Source organism: Bradyrhizobium liaoningense (assembly GCF_018130785.1).
GTDB lineage: Bacteria > Pseudomonadota > Alphaproteobacteria > Rhizobiales > Xanthobacteraceae > Bradyrhizobium > Bradyrhizobium liaoningense_A.
This window is the reverse complement of the sequence record NZ_JAFCJT010000001.1, coordinates 888499-914439: the sequence shown is the minus strand read 5'-3', so window position 1 is coordinate 914439 and position 25941 is coordinate 888499. Positions and strand designations below refer to the sequence as shown.

At 64.5% G+C, this 25941-nt stretch carries 25 protein-coding genes; 13 read left to right on the top strand and 12 right to left on the bottom strand.

Annotation, left to right across the window (positions count from 1 at the left end; genetic code table 11):
• Positions 1-78: 78 nt before the first annotated feature.
• The 5 genes from JQ627_RS04025 (at position 79) to JQ627_RS04005 (ending at position 4522) form a co-directional block, all read left to right on the top strand.
• Positions 79-1239, top strand: a complete 1161-nt coding sequence (locus JQ627_RS04025) for an aminotransferase class V-fold PLP-dependent enzyme (protein WP_212482839.1) — start codon at positions 79-81, stop codon at positions 1237-1239.
• A gap of 20 nt (positions 1240-1259) precedes the next feature.
• Entirely contained in the window at positions 1260-2168 is a 909-nt protein-coding gene (locus JQ627_RS04020) for a transporter substrate-binding domain-containing protein (protein WP_212482838.1), read from the top strand.
• 67 nt (positions 2169-2235) lie between these two features.
• Complete coding sequence (locus tag JQ627_RS04015) at positions 2236-3030, top strand: amino acid ABC transporter permease (protein ID WP_212482837.1); 795 nt, start codon at positions 2236-2238, stop codon at positions 3028-3030.
• Entirely contained in the window at positions 3027-3722 is a 696-nt protein-coding gene (locus tag JQ627_RS04010) for an amino acid ABC transporter permease (protein ID WP_212482836.1), read from the top strand. The genes JQ627_RS04015 and JQ627_RS04010 overlap by 4 nt, the downstream gene beginning before the upstream one ends.
• 29 nt (positions 3723-3751) lie before the next feature.
• Positions 3752-4522, top strand: coding sequence for an amino acid ABC transporter ATP-binding protein (locus tag JQ627_RS04005; RefSeq protein WP_249142843.1), 771 nt, complete (start codon positions 3752-3754; stop codon positions 4520-4522).
• A gap of 32 nt (positions 4523-4554) precedes the next feature.
• On the opposite strand, the gene arsC is transcribed toward JQ627_RS04005, so the two are convergent.
• Genes arsC through JQ627_RS03985 form a run of 4 tightly spaced genes read right to left on the bottom strand, consistent with a single transcriptional unit; the run spans position 4555 to position 6536 of the window.
• The gene (arsC, locus tag JQ627_RS04000; protein ID WP_212482835.1) at positions 4555-4956 is read right to left on the bottom strand and encodes an arsenate reductase (glutaredoxin); all 402 of its coding nucleotides are present in this window, start codon (positions 4954-4956) and stop codon (positions 4555-4557) included.
• On the bottom strand, positions 4953-5654 hold the full coding sequence (locus JQ627_RS03995; RefSeq protein WP_212482834.1) for an MIP/aquaporin family protein: 702 nt from the start codon (positions 5652-5654) through the stop codon (positions 4953-4955). Before JQ627_RS03995 ends, arsC begins: the two co-directional genes overlap by 4 nt.
• Positions 5654-6181, bottom strand: coding sequence for an arsenate reductase ArsC (locus JQ627_RS03990; RefSeq protein WP_212482833.1), 528 nt, complete (start codon positions 6179-6181; stop codon positions 5654-5656). Before JQ627_RS03990 ends, JQ627_RS03995 begins: the two co-directional genes overlap by 1 nt.
• The gene (locus JQ627_RS03985) at positions 6174-6536 is read right to left on the bottom strand and encodes a helix-turn-helix transcriptional regulator (protein ID WP_212482832.1); all 363 of its coding nucleotides are present in this window, start codon (positions 6534-6536) and stop codon (positions 6174-6176) included. Before JQ627_RS03985 ends, JQ627_RS03990 begins: the two co-directional genes overlap by 8 nt.
• A gap of 134 nt (positions 6537-6670) precedes the next feature.
• Between JQ627_RS03985 and JQ627_RS38940 the strand changes: the two genes are divergently transcribed.
• The 6 genes from JQ627_RS38940 to JQ627_RS03960 all read left to right on the top strand — a co-directional run bounded on the left by JQ627_RS38940 (position 6671) and on the right by JQ627_RS03960 (position 12301).
• Positions 6671-6871 (top strand): GDCCVxC domain-containing (seleno)protein, encoded by a 201-nt coding sequence (locus tag JQ627_RS38940; RefSeq protein WP_249142908.1) that lies wholly within the window; start codon positions 6671-6673, stop codon positions 6869-6871.
• A gap of 87 nt (positions 6872-6958) precedes the next feature.
• Entirely contained in the window at positions 6959-7276 is a 318-nt protein-coding gene (locus JQ627_RS03980) for a helix-turn-helix transcriptional regulator (RefSeq protein ID WP_212482831.1), read from the top strand.
• Positions 7277-7324: 48 nt separating this feature from the next.
• Positions 7325-8695 (top strand): NAD(P)-binding domain-containing protein, encoded by a 1371-nt coding sequence (locus JQ627_RS03975; protein WP_212482830.1) that lies wholly within the window; start codon positions 7325-7327, stop codon positions 8693-8695.
• Entirely contained in the window at positions 8692-9912 is a 1221-nt protein-coding gene (locus JQ627_RS03970) for an MFS transporter (protein WP_212482829.1), read from the top strand. The genes JQ627_RS03975 and JQ627_RS03970 overlap by 4 nt, the downstream gene beginning before the upstream one ends.
• A gap of 28 nt (positions 9913-9940) precedes the next feature.
• Positions 9941-11119: an MFS transporter gene (locus JQ627_RS03965; RefSeq protein ID WP_212482828.1), complete on the top strand. Its 1179-nt coding sequence runs from the start codon at positions 9941-9943 to the stop codon at positions 11117-11119.
• 243 nt (positions 11120-11362) lie between these two features.
• Entirely contained in the window at positions 11363-12301 is a 939-nt protein-coding gene (locus JQ627_RS03960; protein WP_249142842.1) for a DUF1259 domain-containing protein, read from the top strand.
• A 336-nt stretch (positions 12302-12637) separates the two neighbouring features.
• On the opposite strand, the gene JQ627_RS03955 is transcribed toward JQ627_RS03960, so the two are convergent.
• The 3 genes from JQ627_RS03955 to JQ627_RS03945 are packed head-to-tail and all read right to left on the bottom strand — an operon-like array spanning position 12638 to position 16092.
• Entirely contained in the window at positions 12638-13222 is a 585-nt protein-coding gene (locus JQ627_RS03955) for a DUF1254 domain-containing protein (RefSeq protein ID WP_212482827.1), read from the bottom strand.
• Entirely contained in the window at positions 13219-13797 is a 579-nt protein-coding gene (locus JQ627_RS03950; RefSeq protein WP_212482826.1) for a DUF1214 domain-containing protein, read from the bottom strand. The genes JQ627_RS03955 and JQ627_RS03950 overlap by 4 nt, the downstream gene beginning before the upstream one ends.
• 9 nt (positions 13798-13806) lie before the next feature.
• Positions 13807-16092, bottom strand: coding sequence for a transglycosylase domain-containing protein (locus JQ627_RS03945; RefSeq protein ID WP_212482825.1), 2286 nt, complete (start codon positions 16090-16092; stop codon positions 13807-13809).
• Positions 16093-16386: 294 nt separating this feature from the next.
• Between JQ627_RS03945 and JQ627_RS03940 the strand changes: the two genes are divergently transcribed.
• Positions 16387-16902, top strand: coding sequence for a YcgN family cysteine cluster protein (locus tag JQ627_RS03940; RefSeq protein ID WP_212482824.1), 516 nt, complete (start codon positions 16387-16389; stop codon positions 16900-16902).
• 155 nt (positions 16903-17057) lie between these two features.
• Complete coding sequence (locus JQ627_RS03935; RefSeq protein ID WP_212482823.1) at positions 17058-18641, top strand: MDR family MFS transporter; 1584 nt, start codon at positions 17058-17060, stop codon at positions 18639-18641.
• Between the two features lie 3 nt (positions 18642-18644).
• Here the strand turns inward: JQ627_RS03935 and JQ627_RS03930 are convergent, their stop codons facing one another.
• The 5 genes from JQ627_RS03930 to JQ627_RS03910 all read right to left on the bottom strand — a co-directional run bounded on the left by JQ627_RS03930 (position 18645) and on the right by JQ627_RS03910 (position 25860).
• On the bottom strand, positions 18645-20345 hold the full coding sequence (locus JQ627_RS03930; protein ID WP_212482822.1) for an alpha/beta-hydrolase family protein: 1701 nt from the start codon (positions 20343-20345) through the stop codon (positions 18645-18647).
• A gap of 21 nt (positions 20346-20366) precedes the next feature.
• The gene (locus JQ627_RS03925) at positions 20367-22877 is read right to left on the bottom strand and encodes a GAF domain-containing protein (RefSeq protein WP_212482821.1); all 2511 of its coding nucleotides are present in this window, start codon (positions 22875-22877) and stop codon (positions 20367-20369) included.
• 95 nt (positions 22878-22972) lie between these two features.
• Positions 22973-24607, bottom strand: a complete 1635-nt coding sequence (locus JQ627_RS03920; protein ID WP_212482820.1) for a thiamine pyrophosphate-requiring protein — start codon at positions 24605-24607, stop codon at positions 22973-22975.
• A 204-nt stretch (positions 24608-24811) separates the two neighbouring features.
• A complete protein-coding gene (locus tag JQ627_RS03915; RefSeq protein WP_212482819.1) occupies positions 24812-25249 on the bottom strand; it encodes a hypothetical protein in 438 nt (145 codons plus the stop codon).
• Between the two features lie 446 nt (positions 25250-25695).
• Positions 25696-25860 carry a Flp family type IVb pilin gene (locus JQ627_RS03910; RefSeq protein ID WP_091890949.1) on the bottom strand — a complete coding sequence of 55 codons (165 nt, stop codon included), beginning with the start codon at positions 25858-25860 and terminating at the stop codon, positions 25696-25698.
• Between the last annotated feature and the right edge of the window lie 81 nt (positions 25861-25941).

Below are 25941 nucleotides of genomic sequence, written 5' to 3'. Positions count from 1 at the left end.
TCGTTGGCGTCGCCGAGAGGTGATCAGGATTTGTGCAGCGCATCCATGACTGCCGGGTGTGCTCATCGGGAGAGTGGGATGTCTCGCCATTACGACGTCGATGCCGTGCGGAAGGAATTTCCGGCTGTCGAGCGGATCACCTATCTCGACTCCGGCTTCCAGACGCCGCTCTCGCGCCCGGTCAAGGCGGCGATTGATCTCTTTCTCCGCGAGGGCTTTGAGACGGCGGGCCCGAAAAGCGTGTGGCTCGAGCGCGTCGAGCAGACCCGCGAAAAGCTGGCACGGTTTCTCGGCGCAGCGGCCGACGAGATCGCATTCACCAAGAACACCTCCGAAAGCATGAACATCGCCGCCAACGCGCTGCCGCTGCGAGCGGGCGACAAGGTCCTGATGATCCACGGCGATCATCCGAACAACGCCTATGCGTTCATCAATCTGCGACGCAAGGGCGTGACGGTCGACTTCGTGCCGATGACGGAGATCGTGAACGCAGAAAGCCTGCGGCCGTACATCGACGCGAGCACGCGCGCGATCTCGATGTCGCAGGTGACCTTCCACGCCGGCCATCGCTTCGATATCGAAAGCATCGGCGCCCTCTGCGAGGAAAAGGGGCTCTATTTCGTCGTCGACGTGATGCAGGCGATCGGCGTCGTGCCGATCGATGCCAAAGCCATGCGCGCGACCTTCATCGGGTCCGGCAGCCACAAGGGATTGCTCGTGCCGCAGGGGCTCGGGCTCCTCTACTGGGACAAATCCAGGACCGGGCTCGAGCCCGTCTATCTCGCTGCCGCCAGCCTTGCGGAAGTCCCCGCCGATCTCATCGCCCGGCCTGACAGGCTCAAGCTCGCCACGGGCGCGCGTCGCTTCGAGCTCGGCAATTTCAATCTTCCGGCGATCCACGCGCTCGGTGCCTCCCTCGACATGATCGAAGCGCTGGGTGTGCAGAACATCCAGAACCATTGCTTCGATCTCGGCGACCATCTCATCGCGGGGCTCGATGCGCTGGATGTTCGCCTCGTCGGTCCTCGCGAGCGGCAGCACCGCGCGCCGCACATCTATGTCATCGCGCTTCCCGCTGCCGAATGGCTCGGTCATTTCGAGCAGAATGGCGTTCGCGTGTCACCGGAGCGCGACGGCATTCGCGTGTCGTTCGGGATGTTCAACACTTTCGCCGACGTCGATCGCCTGATCGATGTCATCAAGCGGGGCGGCGTGAAGCCGTCATCGCGGGCCGCCTAGCCGTTGTCTTCGGAGGGGAAATGCACATGACAAGTTTTGCGCGTGTATTGGGCGTTCTGTCCGGCCTCGCGGTCGCCGGCGCCATCGCCGGACCGTCGATCGCGGCCGACAGTCCCACGCTCGCCAAGATCAAATCGAGCGGGGCCATCACCATCGGCCACCGCGAGGCCTCCATTCCGTTCTCGTATCTCGGTCCCGATCAGAAGCCGATCGGCTTCTCGCTGGACCTCTGCGCGGCGATCGTCGAGCGCATCAAGACGGAACTCGGCCTGCCCAATCTCACGGTCAATTATGCTCCGGTGAATTCGTCCAACCGGATCCCGCTGATTCAAAGCGGCACCGTCGACATCGAGTGCGGCGGCACGGCGAACGACAGGAAGCGGCAGGAGCAGGTCTCGTTCTCGGTCGCCACCTTCGTCAGCCAGCCGCGCTGGCTGGTCAAGGCCGAAGGCGGTCTCAAGACGGCCGCCGATCTGAAAGGCAAGACGATCGTCGTGACCCAGGGCTCCAATGCCGTCGGCTTCGCGCAAGGCGTGAACGCGAAGGAGCAGCTCGGATTCAACATCGTCCAGGCGAAGGACCATGCCGAATCCTTCCTGATGCTGAATACCGGCCGCGCGGCCGCCTTCATGGAGGACGATATCCTTCTCGCCGGCCTCAAGGCCGCGGCTCCGAAACCCGACGCGTTGATCTTTCTCCCCGAGGGCTACGCCAGGATCTATTATGGCCTGATGTTCACGAAGGGCGATGCCGGCTTCAAGGCGCTGGTCGACGACGTTCTATCGAAGCAGATGGCGTCGGGCCAGTTCGAGAAGACCTACGCCAAATGGTTTACCCGGCCGATCCCGCCGAAAGGGGAGAATCTCGCCTTCCCGCTCACGGACGAACTCATGGAACGGATCGCGCGTCCCAGCGACGCGGTCGACTAGCCGGCGTGGCAGTGGAGAATTTTCCATAAGCTGATCCTCTCTCGCATCCGGAGCTTCGAGGCTCGCCATGTTCGCAGTGCTTTTTGAACAGACGGCGGATGGCCAGCGCTACATCGACTGGCTGCTGTCGGGGCTCGGCTGGACCCTGGCCCTGGCTTTCTTCGGCTGGTGGATCGCCTTCGCGGTCGGGATCGTCGTCGGGATCGGCCGGACCGTGCAGAACCGCGCCGTCGCGGCGCTCGCGCGGCTGTATGTGGAGATATTCCGCAACATCCCCGTCCTGGCGCAGATGTTTCTCTGGTACTTCGTCTTGCCGGAGATCCTTCCGTCCGCACTCGGAGACGCCATCAAGCAGATTCCGCCGCCGTGGGGATCGTTCTTCCCGGCGCTGGTGTGCCTGGGCCTCTACACCGCGGCCCGGATCGCCGAGCAGGTTCGTGCCGGGATCGAGGCCCTGCCGAAAGGGCAGGTCGAGGCTGCCAACGCGCTGGGGCTCACCGGATATCTGACCTATCGGCACATCATCGTGCCGCAGGCGCTGCGCTTGATCGTGCCGAGCCTGACCAGCGAGGTGATGGGCATCTACAAGAACACCTCGGTTGCACTCACGATCGGGTTGATGGAGCTCACGGCGCAGGCGCGCCAGATCAGCGAAGCGACATTTCAGACCTTTACGGCTTTCGGCGCCGCGACCCTGATCTATCTCGCGCTGGCACTGATTGCCTATCAGGCGATGGCACTGATCGACAGGGCCGTGCGCATCCCCGGCACCGCGCGGGCAGAGGATGCGATCGAGCCGAGCCTGGCCGACGACGTCCAGCGGGCCGGCGCCTTGCCGGAGGGGATGGAGATCGCGAAATGAACAGCCTCGATTTCTCGATCGTTCTTCAGGCGTGGCCCTTTCTCTGGTCCGGATTGCTGTTCTCGCTCGCGCTGACCGCGGTGGCGTTCGTGGTCGGCATGATCCTCGGCACCTGCTTCGCGCTGTTGCAGCACTTCGAAGTACCCGTGATCGGGAAGGTCGTGCGCGGCTACATCGCCTTGATCCGCTCGATCCCGCTGATCCTCGTCCTGTTTTGGTTCTTCTTCCTGGTGCCGATCGTACTCGGCCATCTCGCCGGCAACGGCCGTCCTGTACCGATCGGTGCCACCTGGACGGCCTTCATCACCTTCGGCCTGTTCGAGGCGGCCTATTATTCCGAGATCATCCGCGTCGGATTGCGCGCCGTGAACCGGGGGCAGTTCGAGGCGTGCCAGGCGCTCGCCTTGTCCACCTTCGAGACGTATCGAAGCGTGATCCTGCCGCAGGTGCTCCGTGTGGCGAGCCCGATCATCCTGAGCCAGACCATCATCCTGTTCCAGGATACGTCGCTGGTCTACGTGCTCTCGCTCACCGATCTGCTCGGCGCAGCCTCGAAGCTTGCGCAGCTCAACGGCCGTCTCGTCGAGATGTATCTCGTGGTCGTCGTGGTCTATCTCGCCATCAGTTCGGCGGCATCCCAATGCGTTGCGTTGTTGCGCAAGCGCTATGCGATCGCCGGAATGCGCCGATAGGAAATCGTACGCGGTTTTGGGAGATGAAGATGGTTCAGGAGACAGTCGTGACCGAGACGAGCCGATGTCAGGCCATCGTCGCCGTAGAGAACGTGGTGAAGCGCTTCGGCCGGTTCACTGCGCTGAATGACATCAATCTCAGCGTTGGGGCAGGCGAGAAGATCGTCCTTTGCGGACCCTCGGGCTCGGGCAAGTCGACCCTGATCCGCTGCATCAACCATATCGAGAAGCATGACGGCGGCCGTATCTTCGTTGATGGCGTCGAGTTGACGGACCGGATGAGCGACATCAACAGCGTCCGCCGTGAGGTCGGCATGGTGTTCCAGAGCTTCAACCTGTTTCCGCATCTCTCGGTCGTCGAGAACTGCATGCTGGCCCCGATGAAGGCGCGCGGCCTGTCCCGCGCGGAGGCGCAGGAGCGTGCGATCGGTTTCTTGCGCAAGGTGCGCATCCACGATCAGGCGAGCAAATATCCCGGACAGCTCTCCGGCGGCCAGCAGCAGCGCGTAGCCATCGCGCGTGCGCTGTGCATGCAGCCGAAGATCATGCTGTTCGACGAGCCGACCTCGGCGCTCGACCCGGAGATGGTCAAGGAGGTGCTGGATATCATGGTGGAGCTCGCGCGGGATGGGATGACCATGGTCTGCGTCACCCACGAGATGGGCTTTGCCCGCGAAGTTGCCGACAGGATGGTCTTCATGGATCGCGGGTCGATCGTCGAGGAGGCCGATCCCGAAACCTTCTTCCGTGCGCCGAGGACTGAGCGGGCGAGGGGCTTCCTCAGCCAGATCCTCCACTAGGAACGATGTCCGGAGCGCAAATGAGGGGGAGCCTATTTGGCTTCCACCACCTCGCCGTCCTCCTTCACGAAGCGCCCGACGGGATTGTTCAGGAGGTCGACCACGGCTTCGGAGGGGCGGCACAAGCGCGTGCCTTTCGCCGTTACCACGATCGGACGGTTGATGAGAATGGGATGCGCCATCATGAAGTCGAGCAGCTCGTCGTCCGTCCATTTGGGGTCGGCGAGGCCGAGCTCCTTGTAAGGCGTGCCCTTCTCTCGCAGCAATGCGCGGACCGGAATGCCCATCGATACGATCAGCTGCTTGAGCGTTTCGCGCGATGGCGGGGTCTTGAGATATTCGATGACAGCGGGCTCCGCGCCGCTCTGCCGGATCATGGCGAGTGTGTTGCGCGAGGTTCCGCAATCCGGATTGTGATAGATCGTGACGCTCATGATCGGGTCTCCGCAACGGCAACCGGGCCGCGCACAGCGTCGCGCCCGAGCAACCAGTTCATCAACAGCATGCCGGCGATCGCGCCACAGAGCTCAGCGAGAATGAAGCCGGGAAGATCAGCCATGCGAATGCCGGAAAAAGTGTTCGTCAGCGAGCGCGCAATGGCGACTGCCGGATTCGCAAACGATGTCGATGCCGTGAACCAATATGCGGCCGTGATGTAGAGCCCGACGAGCCAGGGGACCGCCGCACGCTGGAAGCGGATGCCGGCGAGGATGGTGGCGACCAGTCCGAAAGCGGCCACCGCTTCCGCGAACCATTGCGCTTCGCCGGTCCGGACCTTCATCGACAGGTCGATCAAGGGGTGCGCGAACATCAGGTGTGCCACCATCGTCCCGATGGCGCCACCGGCGATCTGCGCGAGAATGTAGAGTGCACCCTCATTCACCGGCAGCTCGCGCTTGCCGGTGAAGACGAGCGTGACCGCGGGATTGAAATGCGCGCCGGAGATTGGGCCGAGCACGGTGATCAGGACGACCAGAATGGCCCCGGTCGGCAAGGTATTGCACAGCAGCGCAAGGGCGATATCCTTGGTCAGCGTCTCGGCCATGATGCCGGAGCCGACCACCGTGGCGACGAGAATCCCCGTGCCGAGCGCTTCGGCAGCGAGGCGTCGCGGAAGATCGAAACTGTCCATCAGCCGGCCTTCGGCGTTGAATGTGTTGTACCCGCGGAGCGGCCGATCTCGCGCAGTCTGGTACCAAGGGACAGTTTGTCGATATTCCGGAGCGGAAGGCTCACAAAGGTGTCGATCCGATTCTTGAGGTAGGGGAACGCGGTGATGAATTGCGCCTGTTTCTCCAGATCGGTGCCTTCGGCAGCGGCGGGGTCTTCGATACCCCAGTGCGCGGTCATCGGTTGTCCCGGCCAGATCGGGCAGGCCTCACCGGCGGCGTTGTCGCAAACCGTGAAGACGAAATCCATCACCGGCGCATCGGGAGCGGCGAACTCCAGCCAGCTCTTCGAACGCATCCCGTCGGCGGGATAGTCCAAGCTTTCCAGCGTGCGCAGTGCCAGCGGGTGGACCGCCCCTTTCGGGGTGCTGCCGGCGGAGAAGGATTGAAAACGGCCGGCTCCGTCCTTGCGAAGGATCGACTCGGCGAGGATCGAGCGCGCCGAATTGCCGGTGCATAGGAACAGCACGTTGGACATCTGGTCAGGCACGGCTTCGCTCCTTTCGCTTTGGCGAGCAGCAGGCTTGAAGGCTGTCGACGACCGGCTCGCAAACCTCTGGCCTCCCGCCGCAGCAATCCCGAACCAGGAAAACCGCAATGTCGCGGAATTCGGCGAGGTTGGCGCGGTAGACGATCGAACGGCTGCGCCGCTCGGAGGTGACGAGCCGCGCACGCGTCAAGATCGACAGATGGGCCGAAAGCGTGTTCGGCGGGACTTCCAACTGGCGTGCGAGGTCGCCAGCGGCGAGCCCGTCGGGCTCGTGCTTGACCAGCGTCCGGAAGGCCTCCAGTCGGGTCGATTGAGAGAGCGCGGCGAGCGCGAGAACGGCTTCTTCAGTTTCCATATATCCAGATATATGGAATTATTGAAATTGCGTCAATCCGAAATCCCGAACTTTCCGCTCGCTATTTCGGACATTCTGGAAATATCGTTTGGCTGGCATCGTGAAGAGGCGCATCGTAGGGCATGAAGCCGGCCATGCAAACGCAATCGATAATCACGTGTCCGGTCTGTCATCACGCGTCAGCCGAAACCATGCCGATTGACGCCTGTCAGTTCTTCTACGATTGCAGGGGGTGCGGGACCCGGCTCAAGCCCAAGAGTGGCGATTGCTGCGTCTATTGCTCCTACGGGTCTGTTCCTTGTCCGCCGATCCAGCAGAACGGAAAGTGCTGTTGAGGCGAGCCACCGCGCGGGGTCGATCCATATTTCCAATATTCTAGAAATACCGTTGACGTTGGGAGGCGATCGACATATGGTGCGGTCATGAAGATCGACGACGCCGCAGCACGCTTGGAAGCCCTGGGTAACCGGACACGGCTTCAGATCTACCGGGCGCTGGTCCGGGCTGGACGATCGGGCACGCCCGTCGGCCGCTTGCAGGACAAGCTGAAGATACCGGCATCGACGCTTTCGCATCACATCAAGTCTCTGGTCGCGGTCGGGCTCGTGAGTCAGGTCCGCGAATCCACGACGCTTGTCTGCCATGCCAATTACGACTCGATGCAGGGCTTGGTCGATTTCCTGGTGTCGGAATGCTGCGTGGACGAAGCCGAATGCAAGGATGCCAAGACGGCGGCCTGATTTTTTTGCCGATTTATTCGATAATTCTAGAAATATGAGAGTAGCGAAATGAGCGACGGAAGGACAGTTGCCATTATCGGGGCAGGGCCGGTCGGCCTGGCCGCGGCCGCGCACGTGCTCGAGCGCGGCATGTCCCCCATTGTGCTCGAGGCCGGACCCGAAGTCGGACACGCCGTCCGCCAGTGGCAGCATGTCCAGTTGTTCTCGCCGTGTGAGTACAATGTCGACAAGGCCGCCGCGCGGATGCTGGCGCCGACAGGATGGAATGCGCCGGACCCGCAATCTTATCCGACCGGCGGCGAACTGCTTGAGCGATACCTGATGCCGCTCGCGACGCGCACGCCGCTGCGCGAGGTGATCCGGACCGCCAGCCGCGTCTCGGCCATCAGCCGCGTCGGCTTCGACAAGGCGAAGACCAAGGGGCGCGACCAGGCGCTGTTCGAGATCCGGTATCAGAACGGTAAGGGTCCCGAAGCTCTGCGTACAGACGCCGTGATCGATACATCAGGCACATGGTTCTCCCCCAATCCGGCCGGCCACAACGGCTTGCCGGCGATCGGCGAGCCCCAGTGCAGCGACCGTATTGCCTACGGCATGCCGGATGCCCGAGGTGCTGGCCGTTCCAGATATGCAGGTAAGTCCGTTGCTGTTCTGGGCGCCGGTCATTCCGCGGTAGGCACGCTGATCGACCTCGTGCATCTCGCCGATGAGGTGCCGGGTACGCAACCCGTCTGGCTGTTGCGTGGCGCTGATCCCGCGAAGGCCTTCGGCGGCGGCCGGAATGACAAGCTTGCTGCACGCGGCGAGCTTGGGAGTGCCTTCGCCGCGCTTGTTGCCTCCGGGAGGATCAGGGTTGAAGCCGAATTCGGCGTCACGCATCTCTCGGAATCCGAAGGCCGCCTCAAGATCGCGGCCGGCCCCTGTTGCGCCGGGCGAAGCGTGGTGGCGGACGAATTGATCGTGTCGACGGGTTTCCGTCCCGACTTCTCGTTCCTGTCCGAACTGCGTCTGCGGCTCGATCCCGCCATCGAGGCACCAGTCGCCCTCGCACCTCTCATCGATCCCAACGAGCATAGCTGTGGGACGGTGCGTCCGCACGGTGCGCGCGAGCTCGCGCATGATGAGCCGGGCTTCTACATGGCGGGCATGAAGTCGTACGGCCGTGCGCCGACCTTCCTGATGATGACCGGATACGAACAGGTCCGCTCGATCGCGGCCGATCTCGCTGGCGACAAGGAAGCTGCGGCGAGGGTGGAGCTTGTGCTGCCGGAGACCGGCGTCTGCACGCGTGGTGGCATCGAGGTCGCCGGAGCCGCAGCGGGATGTTGCGGCGGGCCGGCGAAGGAGGAGCCGTCAGCCTGCTGCGCTGCCGATGAATCGGCAAAGAAGGCTGGCGCTGCGGGGTGCGGCTGCTCATGACGCAAGTCCCTGCGGGCCAGGCTGCGGGTCCGCTCGCTGTCGTCGTCGCGCTCGGTTCCGCGCAGACCGTTGCGTGGGCGTCGAGCTACTATCTCCCTGCCATCCTGGCTGCGCCGATTGCGCGCGATCTCGGTCTTGCGCCGACATACGTGTTCGGCGCGCTGTCTGGAGCGCTTGTCATCTCCGGTCTGCTCGGCCCGCGCGTGGGCCATGCCATCGATACGTTCGGAGGGCGCAGCCTGCTTGCGATCTCGAACCTCGTTTTTGTGGCGGGCTTGCTCCTGCTGTCCGTCGCCCATGGCGCGGCGGTGCTGATTGCGGCCTGGGCGCTGCTCGGGATTGGCATGGGCATGGGCCTCTATGAAGCGGCCTTCGCGACGCTTGCTCGCATCTACGGTACCCATGCGCGACGAACCATCACCGGCATCACCCTGATCGCCGGATTCGCCAGCACCCTCGGCTGGCCCCTCACGACCTGGCTCACCTCGGAGTACGGCTGGCGCGTCGTCTGTCAGGTGTGGGCGGTGATCCATATCGGCCTTGCGCTGCCGCTCAATCTTTCGCTGCCGCGCGCCGCCCCCTTGGACCAGGAGTCTCGGCCGGGCGGGGGCGCGAGCCAGCAATCCGGACGCCAGAGCGAGACCTTCGCGATGGTGCTGCTGGCTTACATGTTCGTAGCAGCAAGCTTCGTCAGCTCGGGAATCTCCGCCATTCTGCCGACCATGCTGGTTGCGTTTGGCGCGACACCGGCGCAAGCCTTGCTCGCGGGCGCGTTGGTTGGACCAGCGCAGGTCGGCGCGCGCCTTCTGGAGGCAGGATGGCTCGCCCGGTTTCATCCGCTGCTCTCGGCGAGGCTGGCCATGCTCATGAATCCGATCGGTGTCGTTGCGCTCGTCGCGGGCGGACCCTTGCTCGCGTCGACCTTCACGGTGCTGTACGGAGCAGGCAACGGCATCATCACCATTGCCCGAGGGACGCTCCCTTTGGCGCTGTTCGGGTCGGCGGGATTCGGCAGACGCGTCGGCATGATCTCGCTCCCGTCGCGACTGACGGGGGCCGCCGCGCCGCTCGCACTGGGGCTGATGGTGGAGCACATCGGCAGCAGTGCGCTGTGGATCAGCGCGCTCATCTCGGTCTCGGCCTTCTTCGCGCTGCTGCTGCTTCGCACGGAGCAGGCAACATCAACGCCCCTCCAGCCAGGAGAGCAAAATTCGTAACTTAAGCGGTCGGTCTCTGATTGCGGTGATGTGCATAGGGCAGGTCGGCAACCTGTTGCCGCACGTGACGCTGTCCGCAAATCTGGCGCAGCACCTGATGCCCGCGTGGGGACTGTCGGCGGCCGAAGGCGGCTTGATGGCAAGCGGTTATGCATTCGGCTACATGCTCGCGGTGCCCGTGCTGACGACATTGACCGACCGGGTCGACGCGCGGCTCGTGCTGCTCTGGGGCTCGATCGTCAGCGGGCTCGCGACCGCGGCGTTCGGAATCTTCGCGCAAGGATTCTGGTCGGCGACCGCGATCTGGTCCCTTGCAGGACTTGGATTTGCCGGCGCCTATATGCCGGGCCCGAAGGCGCTGACGGACCGTCTTCCCGCCGGCGACACCTCGCGGGCCGTCACGCTGTACACGTCGAGCTTCTCGGTCGGTGTTGGCCTCTCGTTCCTGGTCGCGCAACTTATCGCCGACCGTTGGGGATGGCGGAGCGCATTCCTCGTCACCGGCTTCGGCCCCGTCGCCATGGTCACCGCGTGCCTCCTGATGCAGGGGCAGCATCCCGCGCCGAAGGCGGAGCGTCTTCTCAACTTCGCGCCCGTCTTCGCGAACCGCGAGGCGCTCGGATACATCCTCGGTTACGGCGCCCACTGCTTCGAGCTCTACGGCATCCGCACCTGGCTCGTCGGGTTCTGGACCTTCGTCGTCGCCCATCAAGGCGCGCCGTCATGGCTGAGCCCCGTCGTGCTGAGCTTCTGTTTCGCGGTGATCTCGATGCCCGCGAGCATCCTCGGCAACGAGGCCGCGCTGAAATTCGGCCGGCATCGCGCGATCACTATCGTGATGATCGCGTCGGCTTGTGTTGCAATCGTCGTCGGGCTGAATGCTACGGCGCCGGCATGGGTGCTCGCGCTGCTGCTGCTCGTCTATGGCCTGACCGTGCCCGCCGATTCTGGCGCGTTGACTGCCGGCATGTCGGCTGCGGCCGTCTCCGAGCATCGTGGTGCAACTCTGGCTCTGCACTCCACGGTCGGCTTCGGCCTGTCAGCGCTCGGAGCCTGGGGCACGGGCGCCGCGCTCGACGCAGCCGGCGGTCCGCAAAGCGCAAGCGGCTGGCTGCTGGCGTTCGTTGTTCTTGCGGCCGGCATCGCGCTAGGTCCGCTCGCATTGCTGTGGGCGCGGGGGGCTCAATTCGGGAAGCGTTCCTCATGAGCCCGCTCTTGTGTGAGCGCGCCTCTGCCGTGCGGACGACCTTGTGTGAATTCGTCCTCGGGTCTCAAGATGACGGTCTGGTTCCATATCGAGGTTGAACTCTTCGTGACGCTTGCTCGGCGGTTCGCGGGATGCTCGGGTTGACAGCTTGGCCGTCCGGGTTTCTATTTCGGTTGCCGGGGATGTGCGATCTCCCCGTGAGGCGACATGCCCAAGAATCGCGTCCTGACGCATGGGCGCAACATGTCTTTTTTTTCGATCTCATCCGACAAATCGTCTCGTCTCCTCGGTACGGCGTGGAGCGCCTGCTCGGCGCTGATAGGCATCGTCGCCTGTTTCATCGCGGCCGCTCACGCGCAGGATGTCGACTGGCAGAAGGTCGATGAAGCGCTGGGCCGAAAGCCGGCCGTCACCGGCGATGTACATCGCTACGGCTTTCCGCGCACCGACCTCACGGTGACTCTCGACGGCGTGACCATCAAGCCGGCGCTGGCGCTCGGCGGCTGGGTCGCGTTCAAGCCCGCGCATGGCGGGGTCATGGCGATGGGCGATCTGGTGCTGCTCGAATCCGAGATCAACCCGGTCATGCTGAAGATGATCGCGAGCGAGTTGGAGATCACTGCTGTTCACAATCATCTGCTCGGCGCGAGCCCGGCGACGTTCTACATGCACGTGGCGGGGCACGGCGATCCGGTCAAGATCGCGACCGCCATTCGAGATGCGCTTGCCGAAAGCAAGACGCCGCTGTCGGCGGCGGCCCCGACGGCTCCTCCGCCTGCTGTCGATCTCGACACCGCGCAGCTCGACCAGATCATTGGCGTCAAGGGGCAGGCCAACGGCGGCGTCTATCAGTTCAACGTTCCCCGCCGCGATCCTATTACCGAAGAAGGGATTCAGTTGAGCCCCGTCGGTCCGCTGGGCGTCGCAACCGCCATCAACTTTCAACCGACCGGTGGCGGCAAGGCAGTCATTACCGGCGATTTCGTAATGACCAGCGGCGAGGTGAACCCCGTGATCAAGGCGTTGCGATCGCATGGCATCGGCGTGACGGCTCTCCATAGCCATATGCTGGATGAACAGCCGCGCCTCTTCTTCATGCACTTCTGGGCGAACGACGACGCGATCAAGCTCGCCAACGGCTTGCGCGCGGCGCTGGACAAGACGGCCAGCACAAAAAGCTGATTCCGAAGGAGGAGGGATCCAATTTTGGGTTCGCTGGTAAGTCAGCTTTGGTTGCCGCGGAGGAGCATAATGATTCTTTGATCATGGCGCTCTTTCTCCGACATGAAAAAACCCGCAGCGGATTCTTCCGCGCGGGTGTTACGAACTTTTCGATGCTGCCGTTGTGCCAGTGTTTTGCCCGACGTGTCAAACCTTCCAGGTCCATGGTCCCAAATGTCGATCATGCCGGAAAGGACGCCGACCGACGAACGTTAGTCCAATGATTTCAATACCCCCGCTACTGTGCATGGGGTTGTTTTTCGTGTTTTTGTTTTGATTGCGTCGAAACGACCGCGCTCAGCGCCGGCCACGCGGCGCCTCGGCCTTGGCCGGCGCTTCTGTCTGCGGCGCGCAGGTCGCAGCCTGAAGCGTTGCCTGGGCCTGCTGCATCAAGCCGGGCTCGGCGGCGAGCGCCTTCATCACGATCAAGCCGGTGGTAGCAGGGGAATCGATGATCAGGCGGTCGGCCGCGGTGATCTCTTCGTCCTCGGGCAGCTCGTTGTGCTGCGGCTCGGTCATCAGGTCGAGCTCGATCACCTTCTTGCCGGCGGAGCGGTCGTTGATGGCGTAATAGGCGATCTCGTTGCGGGTGTAGAACGACACCGAGGTGTAGGCCTGGCTCACCGGCACCGTCAGCTTGAGCGGCCCGCCCGTGAGGTCGTAGCGGCAGATCGCGATCGCGAAGGCCGGGTCCATGAACGGCATCGGCGAATTGTTGGGATCGGCGAGGGGAAGCTGGGTCACGGCGTTGAGCTTCGTCATCGGCGTCAGCCGCGAATAGGCGTCCTGTGTCGCGATCCGCGGCAGCGCCAGCACGCTGACGAGATGGACCACGAGGCCCAGCACCACGCCCGCGACGATGGTGAACATCAGGCGGATCATGAGCAGCCCACCGTCTTGATCGTGGGCATCGGCGCATCGCGCTGTGTGCGCGTCGCGACCCCGACAGGGGTATCGTAGAGGCGCAGCATCAGCGCGTAGCGCTCGATGCCGCCGGTCGGCAGCCAGTTGCCGGCGCGTGAGCGCGAGGCGATGCGGATCTCGAACGAGCCGTCGGACTGCCGCACGATCTCCTGGCTGGTGAAGCCGTAGCGCTGCAGCGAATTGGCGACGAGGTGGCCCTTGCGGTCGTACAGCGTCAGTGTCCAGAACCGCGCCGGCGGCGTCACGCCGGAGACGACGACGTCGCAGCGGCCGTCGAGCGCCTTCTTCTTCTCGTCGGCGGTCGCGGTGAAGGCGACGCCGTCACCGGTGCCGATCGGCAGCTCGCCGTTGCGCACGATAGTGGCGCGCGAATAGGGATCGACGTCGGCGGTGCCGGTGCGCGGCCGCGCGGTCCACGGACCGATGGTCAGCGCGCCGATCTCGGTGCCGCGGGTCGTCGTCATCCAGGTCGCGCCGACGCCGACCACGCTCGCGAGCAGAAGGGCCGTCAATGTGATCAGGATCAGCCGCACGGGTTTCGATCAGTTCTTGCGCGGGGCGGATGCGTTCGCATTCTCTTCCGCATAGTTCTGTGGAAAGGCGAGCGCGCTCGTCGACGAGGCCGGCTTGGCCGCATTGGCGTCGTTGCTGGTTGATTTGGTCGCGGTCTTGGCGGCGTCATCGAGCAGCTTCTCGACGCGCACCAGGATGTCGGCGCCGCGCTTGGTCAGCACCGGCGGCGGACCGGGCTTGGTCTCCAGCACCTTCGGTGCCGCATTGGCTTGTGCTGCCGTCGGCTGCGGCGGCAGCTTCTGGCCCATGCCGATGCCGGGGATTTCCCGGACCTCGACGCCCTGATGCGCGGCGACCATGATGTCGTGCCAGGTCTGCGCCGGCAACGAGCCGCCGGTCATGCGGTTGGTCGGCGAATAGTCGTCATTGCCGTACCACACCGCGCAGGTGAAATTGCCGGTGTAACCGACGAACCAGGCGTCACGATACGCATTGGTCGTGCCGGTCTTGCCGGCGGTCGGAATGCCGTCGAGCGCGGCGCGGCGCGCGGTGCCTTCGCTGACGACGTGGCTCATCATGCCGGCCATGTCGGCGGCAACGGAGGCCGGGATCGCTTGTCGCGGCTTCGGACCGTCGCGGTCCCAGCGCCAGACCGGATCACCGGCACCGGTGCGCACCTCCAGTACCGAATGCGGTGTCACCGCCTTGCCGCGGTTGGGGAAGGTGGCGTAGGCGACGGCGTGCTCGAGCACGGTGACTTCGTCCGAGCCGATCGGCAGCGACGGGGTATCGGGCAGCGGCGCCTTGAGGCCGAAGCGGCGGGCGACCTCGACGATCTTGGCGCGGCCGAGCTTGGCCGGGTTCGGCGCCTTCGGCTGTTCCTTCTGGCCGATCGCGATCGACAGCTTGACGGGCACGACGTTGATCGAGCGCGTGATCGCCTGCGTCAGCGTCACCGAGCCGGAATAGGAATGGCCATAGTTCTGCGGACACCAATTGCCGATGCAGACCGGGCCGTCGACCACGATCGAGTTCGGCGTGAAGCCGTTCAGGAGTGCGGTGGTGTAGACGTAAGGCTTGAACGACGAGCCGGGCTGGCGGTAGGCGTCGGTCGCGCGGTTGAACTGGCTCGCACCATAGTCGCGGCCGCCGACCATGGCGCGGATGCCGCCGTCGAGATCGGAGACGACGGTCGCGGCCTGGGTCGCGTGATAGTCGCGGCCGAACTGGCGCAGCTGGTTCTCGATGGCGTCTTCCGCCGCCTTCTGCACGTTGGTGTCGATCGCGAGGCGCACCACGAAGACGCGCTCGGTGTACGACTTCGGGAAGGTGTCGACCAGCTTGCGCATCTCGTCGAAGGCGTAGTCGAGATAGTAGTTCGGCGAGGCCTCGTCGCGGCGATCGACCGCGAAGGCAGGATTCCGGCGGGCGCCGAACACCTGGCCCTCGGTCATGAAGCCGGCATCGACGAGATTGTCGAGCACGACGTTGGCGCGGGCGCGCGCCGCGGGCAGGTTGATGTGCGGGGCGTATTTGGTCGGCGCCTTGAACAGGCCGGCGAGCATCGCGGCTTCCGACAGCGTCACGTCGCGCGCCGACTTGTTGAAGTAGAAGTGGGCTGCGCCGTCGACGCCAAAAGTGCCGCCGCCCATATAGGCGCGGTCGAGGTACAGCTTGAGGATCTCGTTCTTGGTCAGGCGCCATTCCAGCCAGACCGCGAGGAAGGCTTCGTTGACCTTGCGCTCGATGGTGCGCTCGTTGCTCAGGAACAGGTTCTTGGCGAGCTGCTGGGTGATCGAGGAGCCCCCCTGGCGGACGCCGCCGGCCTGGGCGTTGGTGACGAGCGCGCGCGCGGTGCCGGCGATGTCGATGCCGAAATGCTCGTAGAAGCGGCGGTCTTCGGTCGCGAGCGTCGCCTTGATCAGCACGTCCGGAAAATCTTCCAGCGGGATCGAGTCATTGTGCTTGATGCCGCGGCTGCCGATCGGATTGCCATAGCGGTCGAGGAAGGACACCGCGAGATCGGATTTCTTCAGCCAGTCCTCGTCCGCGGTCTCGCGGAAGGCGGGGATGGCGAGCGTGAGCATCACGACCAGGCCGCCGAGGCCCAGCGTCGCGGCCTCCGACAGCGGCTCGATGAACACCCAGCGCTTCCACCGCCCGACATAGAAGCGGTCCATGAAGGTCGAATAGCGCTCGTAGAGCTCGCGGATGCCCTTGGCCGAGGAGAACAGCGAGGAATCGATGCGCGCGTCGAGGTCCAGAAAGAAATTCCGGATGCGGCTCTTCCAGTTGGATGGTGTGTTCTGGACCACCTAGAACCCTTGAGGCTCGGTTCGACAGCGTTCTAGCACCCGGCCGGGGCGGCACCGAGACGCCTTGAGGGAATGTTGCGGCAAACCCAAGGCGCCGGTTTCGCATCCGAGGGGACTTGCTGTTCCTTCTAGCCGAGCAGGGCCTATAAACCAATGGTCAGGCTCACGATTTTGAACAACAGGCCTAATTGACCCCGGTTCATTACGGGCCTCAATTGGGCGTTGCTTGCAGCGTCCGGGCCTCACGCCCTAGATGGAACGAGCCGTAGCTCTTTCGAACCCTTGTTGAGACGCATGACCGCAGCTCCCAAACGACCTTCAGGCCAGGAAGGATTCTTCTGGAAAACCAAGACGTTGGAAGAGCTGTCGGAGGCCGAATGGGAGAGCCTGTGCGACGGCTGCGGCCGCTGCTGCCTGAACAAGCTCGAGGACGAGGATACCGGCGACATCTATTTCACCCATGTCGGCTGCAAGCTGCTCGATGCCGGGACCTGCGGTTGCAAGGACTATCCGAATCGCTCCGCCAAGGTTCCCGACTGCGTCCGCCTGACCCCGGCCAATGTCCGCACCCTGAACTGGCTGCCGCCGAGCTGCGGCTACAAGCTGGTCGCGGAAGGGCGCGACCTCTATTGGTGGCATCCGCTGGTCTCGGGCGATCCCAACACCGTTCATGAAGCCGGCGTCTCCGTGCGCGGCCGGGTCGAGGGCAGCGAGGAGGAGATCCCGGACGAGGAGCTCGAGGACCACATCGTCCAATGGCCGGCGCAGCTGCCGAAACGGGCACGCCTGAAGCGACGCCCGAAGGACTGATCCGCCTGCGACGTCGGATCACGTCATCGCGATGACCCCGCGGTGGGATGCACCCATGCGCCGCGGTGCCTGCCTGAGAAGAACTTTGCTGTCTACATTGGCGGCATAGAACGAATCCTTCGCGGCGTTGCGCCGCCTCACGGCTTCCGATCGAGATGAACAAGTTCGACCGGCAGAGCAGTTCTGCCGACATCCAGGCGTTGCCCGACGATATCGCCGAAGAGCTGTCCCGCCTTCCGAGCGAGGTCCTGAGCGTCGATGACGCGCCCTCGCTCGCGCCGCCGGCGCCGCTGTCGCAGGACGAGGTCCGGACCATCGTGATCAGCCTGATGCTGACGATGTTCCTGGCAGCCCTCGACCAGACCATCGTCGCCACCGCGCTGCCGACCATCGGGCGCCAGTTTCACGACGTCTCCAATCTCTCCTGGGTCATCACCGCCTATCTGCTCGCCTCGACCGCGGTCGCACCGGTGTTCGGGACGCTGAGCGATATCTACGGCCGCCGCGCGATGATCATCATTTCGCTCAGCCTGTTCGTCGCAGGCTCCGTGCTGTGCGCGATCGCGCCGAACATGCCGATGCTGATTCTGGCGCGCGGCCTTCAGGGCCTCGGCGGCGGCGGCATCATGCCGGTCGTCCAGACCGTGATCTCCGACGTCGTCTCGCCGCGCGAGCGCGGACAGTACCAGGCCTATTTCTCCAGCGTCTGGATGGTCGGCGGCATTCTTGGCCCGGTCATCGGCGGCGTGTTCGCAGAGCATCTGCACTGGTCGATGATCTTCTGGATCAATCTGCCGCTCGCCGCCGCGGCGATCGCGCTGCTGCTGCCGAAGATGAAGAAGATCCCGGTGTTCCACCGCAAGCGCAAGGTCGACTGGCTCGGCGGCGTCCTGCTGATGGCCTCAGCCGTCGTCTTCATGCTGGTGGTGACCTGGGGCGGCACGCGTTATCCGTGGCTTTCGCCGACCGTGCTTGCGATGGTGGGTGGCGCCGTCGCCCTCGCAGTCACCTTCGTCTGGCACGCGCGCCGCGCCGACGAGCCGTTCCTGCCCTTGAAGCTGCTGACGGGATCGGTGGCGCCGTTCGCGTTGACGGCCGGCGGCTGCGGCCTAGGTGCGATCACGGGCCTCACCGTGCAGCTTCCGCTCTATTACGAGCAGGTCTATCACCTCAGTGCCAGCGAGGCGGGGCTTGCATTGATTCCGCTCGCGGCGGTCTCGACCTGCGGCGCGGCGATTGCCGGCCGCACCATGGCGCGCGCAAAACACTACAAGCGCGTTGCCATCATCGGCACGTCCTGGGCCGCGCTGTGCGGCCTCGGCCTCACGGTCACCACCTTGCCGCTGTGGGGCCTGCTGACGCTGATGGCGGCGTTTGCGCTCGGCCTCGGCACGACCTTCCCGGTCTGCGTGGTCTCGCTGCAGAATTCGGTCGCGCGCCCACAAGTCGGCACCATCACGGGCGCGATGAACTTCTTCCGCTCGCTGATGTCCTCGTTCACGGTCGCGGCGTTCGCGGCGATCCTGCTGATCGCGCTCGGCGCCGACGTTCCGCTGGCCGGCGAGCATCATGCCGCCGGCGCGGTCGCCATTCCCGCCGACGACATGCGGCACGCTTTCCGCTACGTCTTCGGCGCCGCCACCGCGCTGATGACCACCGCCGCGCTCTGCCTGATCGCGATGGAGGAGCGGCCGCTCGCCGGCCCCTCCGTCACGCAGCAGGTGGAGATGGCGGAGTAGGGGCTAGCCGCCGCGATCGGGATCGTCGTCGGCATCACCTGCGCTCGTCTTCCGCGCCTTCGCCGCAAGCTGTTCCTTGAGACGCGCGAGTGCTTCGGCGGACCAATCACTGACATCTGTCACCGCAACCCAGGCATCGACGTAATGCTCGGGCGCGTAGACATGGCCAAAGCCCATCGGCGTCGCGGTCGCGACCGCCATGTCGAGGGCGAGCTGCAGCATCGTCACGATAGGATACCATCGCAGCTCCGGTGACACGTCCGGTCCGCGCGGCGCATTCATCCAGTCCGGCGCCTGATAGGCGTCGCGGTAGGCGAAGAAGGTGATCGCGTCGCTGGCATATTGCAGATAGACGACCCGCATCGGCCCCCAGGGCGTATCCGGCGGCACCGTCGGTCCGTTCTGGTTCATGAAGCGGACGAAGCGGCTGTCGCGGAATTCCGGCAGCCAGGCCGGCGATCCCGGATTGCGGTTCGCGGTGACCGAGCGCCAGATGTGGCTCTCGAACGGCGGCCCACTCCACAGCGCGCCGGCAATGGGATCCCCGATCGTCTCGAACAGCTCCGCGGATTTCTCCGAGTTCATGGCTCCGAGGCTGAGCCCGTGCAGATACAGCTTCGGCCGCTTGTCCCTCGGCAGCGTCGTCCAGTAGCCGTAGATTTCCGCGAACAGCGCGCGCGCCGCTTCCGCTCCGTATTCCGGCTGAAATAGCAGCGACAGCGGGCTGTTGAGATAGGAATACTGCATCGCGACGCTCGCGACATCGCCATGGTGGAGATATTCGACCGTATCCATCGCGGCCGGATCGATCCAGCCGGTGCCGGTCGGCGTGATGACGATCAGGATTTTGCGGTCGAAGCCGTGCTGGCGCTTGAGCTCGTCGAGCGCAAGCCTGGCGCGCGCCTGCGCCGTGTCGCGGCTGCCGAGGCCGACATAGACGCGCACGGGATTCTGCGCAGGCCCTCCCGTAAGGGGGCCGATCTCGGCCGCGGTCGGGCCAGAGGCAACGAATCGGCGCCCCATGCGGCCAAGCTCCTTCCACTTCACCAGTGACGCAGAACTGCCTGTTCGATCGGGGGCGGTCGGTTGCGGCCGCTCAGGCTCTTGCAAGGCGTCGAGCTCGCGGAAGGAGGAGTCGAGCAGGTTGAAGGCCGTGCGGATCAGGACATTGCTGGCGATCGACCAGAACAGCAGGCCTGCGACCAGCACGCCGATCACGTTCGCGACCTTCCGCGGCACGAGGCGTCGTGTGCGCGCGGCGAGCAAGCGGGCGACGAGCGCGAACAACCGCCCCAGCGCCAGCAGCACGACGAACGTGATCAGGGCGATGATACAGACCTTGAACGGATGGGCGGTCTCGACCGGCGCCATCTTCATCACGGCGCGGATCGAGTTCTGCCATTCGGCCGTGCGCCACAGGAAGACAATGACGACGAGCAAGCAGACGGCTGCGGCAAGCGCATTCGCAATTGATCTCGTGCGCGCCGAAGGCTCGGGCAGTTCGAGATAGTGCCACAGCCGGCGCCACAGGATTCCGGCGAAATAGCCGATCGCAAAGCAGCCGCCGGCGAGGGCACCTTGCGTGAGATAGCTGCGCGGGATCAGCGTCGGCGTCAGCGCGGCCGCGAAGAACAGCGCCCCCAGCATGAGGCCGACGCCGGACAGCGACAGCAATTGTCGCCGAATGAGCCGCGCTGGATTCATGAAGGCACCTCCCGAGCGACGCTATCCTGTGGTCGTATCCGCAAAGCTGCTCTTTCGCGGCAACAGGATCGTGAACTCCGTGAACGCGCCGGGCTCCGTCGTGACGTCGATCGTGCCGCCGTGCTGCTTCACGATGATGTCGTGGCTCATCGACAGTCCGAGACCGGTACCTTCGCCAGCCGGCTTGGTGGTGAAGAACGGATTGAACATCTTCGCCTTCACGTCTTCCGGAATGCCGGTGCCGTTGTCGCGAATGCGGATCTCGATGCTGTCGCCGCGGTCGCGCGTCGTCGCTGTTACCGCCGGCTCGTAGCCGCCGGCGCCATCATCCGCCTTGCGCCTGGTCACCGCATAAAAACCGTTTGAGATCAGGTTCAGCAACACCCGCGTGATCTCCTGCGGAAACACTTCGGCGGAGCCTGCCGCGGGATCGAGCTCACGCTTCAGCGTCACGTCGAACCGCGGCTTCTCGGCGCGCGCGCCGTGATAGGCGAGGTCGAGGCTCTCCTCGACCAGCGCGTTGATGTCGGCCAGCCGATGCTCGCCGCCGCCCTCGCGCGAATGCAGAAGCATGTTCTTGACGATGGAATCGGCGCGCCTTCCGTGCTGCACGACCTTTCCAAGATTGTCTCTCAGCAGCCCCGTCAGCTCGTCGACCTCCGCGCGCAGATCGTCGGCGAGCGGGACGGGCGCAAGCACCTCGTTCAGCTCGTCGGTCAGCTCGGCCGAGAGCGAGGCAAAATTGTTGACGAAGTTGAGCGGGTTCTTGATCTCGTGCGCGATGCCGGCGGTGAGCTGGCCGAGCGAGGCCAGCTTTTCGGTCTGGATCAGCCGGTCTTGCGCCGCGCGCAAATCGTCGAGCGATTTGGCGAGCTCCCGCGTGCGGTCCTGCACCTCGTTGAACAGGCGGGTGTTCTCGACCGCGATCACGGCCTGGTCGGCAAAGGTCTTGAGCAGGCTGATCGCCTTGTCCGGGAATGGGCCCGCCTCGGGGCGCGTCACGCCGATGGTTCCGATGGCGATGCCGTCGCGCAGCATCGGAATCACGAGGATGCTGCGATAGCCTCGCGTTCGCGCCAGCTCGCGCATGGCCTCCGTGAGATCGGGCTCGTTCTGCATGTCGCTGCGGAAGGCGTAGTCTCCGCTCGTCGCCACCCGGCTGTGGATGCCCGATGCCGCAAGCGGCGCCGGGAACGAGCTGAGCAGCTCCGCGTTGCCGGCCTCGTTGTCGGTGGTGAAGGCGGCCAGATGCAGCATGCCGTTGACGACGCGGGTGACGGTGGAGGAATGTCCTCCGACCAGCGACTTGGCACTGTCGGAGATCGCCTGAAACACCGGCGTGACATCAGCCGGCGAGGCCGCGATCACCTTGAGGATGTCAGCGGTCGCGGTCTGCCGTTCCAGCGCTTCCTTCGTCGCGTTGAACAGGCTGACATTCTTGATCGCGATCACCGCCTGGTCGGCGAAGGTCCGCAGCAGCCGCACATGATGCTCGGCGAACGCGCCGGTCACGCGGCGCGTGGCGATGATGACGCCGATGGCCTCGCCCTCGCTCATCAAGGGGGTGAACAGCATGCTGCGAAAGCCCCGGGAACGCGCGATGTCGCGTGCGGCCGGCTCAAGCTCGGTGTCGGGGAGCTGCGCCGCGGCGCCTTTAGCCACGAGCTGATACGGCGGGAATTGCGCGAACGGCACCGGGAACGAGGCCTGGAGCACGCGGTCGCCGGCCGGATCGCCGGGCGTGAACGCCGCGAGGTGCGCGGCGCCGTCGACATAGCGCAGCACCGCGGTGGAGAAGCCGCCGATCAGCCGGTTGGCGTTGGCGGCGATCGCGTCGAACACCGGCTGCACGTCCGACGGCGAGCCGGCCATCACCTTCAGGATGTCGGCCGTGGCGGTCTGCCGCTCCAGCGTCTCGCGCGTCTCGTTGAACAGCCGCGCATTCTCGATCGCGATCACGGCCTGGTCGGCGAACGTCTGAAGCAATTGCACGAGATCGGGCGCAAACGCACCGGGCTCGGCGCGCGTGACGCTGATCATGCCGACCGGGGCGCCCCGGTTCATCAGCGGCATGAACAGCACGCTGCGAAAGCCGCGCAGCCTCGCCAGATTGCGGTTCAGCTCCGGCACGTCGTCGGCTTCGCTGTCTGGAAACTGGATCGTCTCGCCGTCGCGCACCAGCGCGAAGGTCGGAAAGTCCTCGATCCGCCTCGGGAAGGAGGCCTTCAGGCCTTCGTCCGCTTCCGGGCTGGTCGGCGTGAACGCCACGAGATGCAGCTCGTCGCCGATGAACTGGAGCACGGTCGCCGAGAAGCCGCCGAGCAAGCGCTTCGAGCTGGACGCGATCGCGGCGAAGACCGGCCGCGCATCGGACGGGGAGGCCGCGATGGTGCGCAAAATCTCGGCGCTGGCGCCCTGGCGATCCCTTGCAATCGCAAGCTCGCTGCGCAGCCGTGCGTTCTCGGCCGCGGCCGACTGCAATTGCCGTCTGAACTCGTCGATCCCGGCGACATCGTTGGAAGTGGTGGTCATTCGCAATCCGGCTTGATGCCGCGACATGCGCGACATCCTGCCGGATTATCACATTCCTTGCGGCAGGAGCCAGCGCCCGCGGCCTTGTGACCGCCTCACGTGCCCGGCCGCGACACCTCGGTCTCCTTGCTGGTGATGAACTCCAGCAGCACCGGCACGCCTTCCTGCGTCTTCTGGATGCCGCGCTTGATCGCGGGGATGATGTCCTCAGGCTTGGTCACCCGCTCGCCATAGCCGCCGAAGGCGCGCGCCATCGCGGCGTAGTCGCCGGAAATGTCGGTCGAGCGATATTTCTCGGTCGAAACCGGCATCACCTTCAGTTCGATCGCCATCGAGAAATTGTTGAGCAGGATCGACATGATCGGGATGCGCTCGCGCACCGCGGTCTCGAAATCCATGCCCGTGAAGCCGATCGCGGCGTCGCCCCAGACATTGATGCAGAGCTTGTCGGGCCTTGCGAGTTTTGCGCCCATCGCGAGCCCAAGGCCGTAGCCGAGCTGCGTCGTCTTGCCCCAGCCGAGATAGGTGAGGGGCTCGACCGATTTCCAGAACGGTGAGAGCTGGTCACGCGGGCTGCCGGCATCATGCGTGATGATGGTGTTGCTGACGTCGACGGTGTGCTGGAGGTCCCAGAGCACGCGATAGGGGTTGAGCGGCGCGTCGTTGCTGGTGAGTTTCGGCATCCATTTCGCCAGCCACTCCTTGTGCGAAGTGGCGATCTCGGCCGCGACCGCTGATGCGTCGCGATCCGCCGTGACGGTCTTGCCGATCTCCTCCAGCAGTGCGTCGAGCACGAGGCCGGCGTCGCCGACGAGGCCCATCTTGGCCTCAACATCCTTGTTGAGATGGTTCGGATCGAGCGTTGAGTGGATGATGGTCTTTCCCTTCGGCATCGCGATGCCGAAATTGGTCTCCGTGAAGGAGCAGCCGATGCCGAAGATGACGTCGGCCTCAGCCAGGAATTTTGGCACAGCGCGCGGCACCGCGAGGCCGCCCGAGCCGAGCGACAGCGGATGCGTCTCCGGGAACGACGACTTGCCGCCGAGACTGGTGGTGACGGGAATGGCGAGCCGCTCGGCGAGCCGCTTCAGTTGCGGCCACGCCTGCGCGTAGTGCACGCCCTGGCCGGCATAGAGCACGGGGCGCTTCGCGTTGACGAGCAGGCCCGCTGCCTCCTTCACATGAACAGGATCGGCGCCGTAGCGCGTGCGCAGCACCGGCGTGTAGTTGAGCGGCTCCGGCACCTCCTCGTTCCACATGTCGGCGGGGATCTCGACGATGACGGGACCGCCGCGGCCGTTCTTGAGCTTGGTGAAGGCACGACGAAAAATGTTGGCGACTTCCGCGGCGAGGATGATCGGCTCGGACGATTTCGCGAACGGCTTCATCGCCTCACTGGAATTGAAGTTCGGCTCGATATGCGCAAGCCGGCGCTGATAGCCCATCGGCAGCACCAGCACCGGAACGGACTCGCCGTAGCATTGCGCGACGCCGCCCATCGCGTTCTCCGCGCCGGGCCCGTGCTGCATGCAGAACGCGCCGATCGTACGCCCCGACGTCACGCGTGAGATCGCATCCGCCATGTGCACGCCGACGCGCTCCTGCCGCACCATCACGGGACGGATCTCGGCCTTGGCCGCATGCTCGATCAGATGATTGACCGGATAGCCGCAGAGGATCTCGATCCCCTCGCGCTTCATGATTTCCGCAATCGCGGTCCCGAGCTTCATGGCGTCTCCCTGGGGCAGGCCGGTTGATCCGGCTGGTTGAGAAGAGAGGATCAGGAAATGTCCGGGCGGTAAAGCGCGGGCGGGTGACAGTCGCGGTAGGTCAGCCATGCAGCGAGCTGCCTGGCCCGGATTTCGCTGCGCTCCGTCCGGGTAACGAGCTTGCCCGCCGTCGCCGATCGGTCCGGCCAACGGGTGACAAACTCCCTATTTGCAGTTTTTGCAGATCGTCAGCTTTCGTTTCAACGCTTCGTCTTCCTGATCGATCAATTGCTGAGCCGCGGGGCCTTTCGTATCCAGATTGGTCTTTGTATCCAAATCGGACTTGGAGCCCTTTGCCGCGCGAGACCTCACAGGCGGCGCCACCTGACTTGAAGTGTCGTTGTCGTCGACGGTGCCGACGCTGAAGCCATCGTAGTCGGCGGCGGGATTCGGCACCGGCGGAGGGCCGCCGATCATGGGTGGAGCCTGCCTCCCGGACGCCGCCGGCGGAATTCTGGAATTTTTGGCGCTCGCGCGTGGCGGCGATGCCTGGGGCGGAGCAAGCGAAACCGGCGGCGCGACCGAAGTCTGTCCTCTCGCGCCGTCGTGGGACCAGGTGCCGACAAACATGAGGCTGAGAGCCAAAAGCGTCACGCTTCTCATCCGCATCCTTCAAACAGCTCTGGTTGATCGATTGGCGGCACGGCTCGAGCCATGCCGAAGACTATCAGGACTCGCATGGCCGTCAAAGCACGGTTCCAGCGTTACCTGTGGTCCACCCGTGCGCATTTTCATCCGTACATGGGATCTCAGGTGCCAGCCGGCGCCTGGCTTTCCCTGCGCGCTTTCTCGAAGGGACGAAAGCTGCCGCGAGAGTGCGGAGATGTGTCCGCTGTTCGAAACGCGAATGGATGGGCTGTTCCGTCACCCATCCTCCGTCATTGCAAGCGCAGCGAAGCAATCCAGAATCCCTCCGCGGAGAAACTCTGGATTGCTTCGCTGCGCTTGCAATGACGAGATCGGCGAGGGAGCGTGCGCGGACTGCCGTGCCGGAGTCAGCGCGTGCAAGGACTTCGCGTCAGGCCAGGGCTGCCGTTACGAGGCGGCCGTTACTTCAGCGACGAGCTGATCGAGTTGAACTTGTTGTTGAGGAGCTGGCTGCCGGTGTTGTTCACGACGGTCACGATGGCCAGCGCGATGCCGGCGGCGATCAGGCCGTATTCGATGGCGGTGGCGCCAGTCTCGTCGGCAAGGAAAGACCTAAGCAAACTCATTGCCAGCTCCTGTTCATCCGATCCAATGTATGGCCGCGTCGTTTTCGGACTCGTAAATAGATCGAATAGATTTTTCTGCGC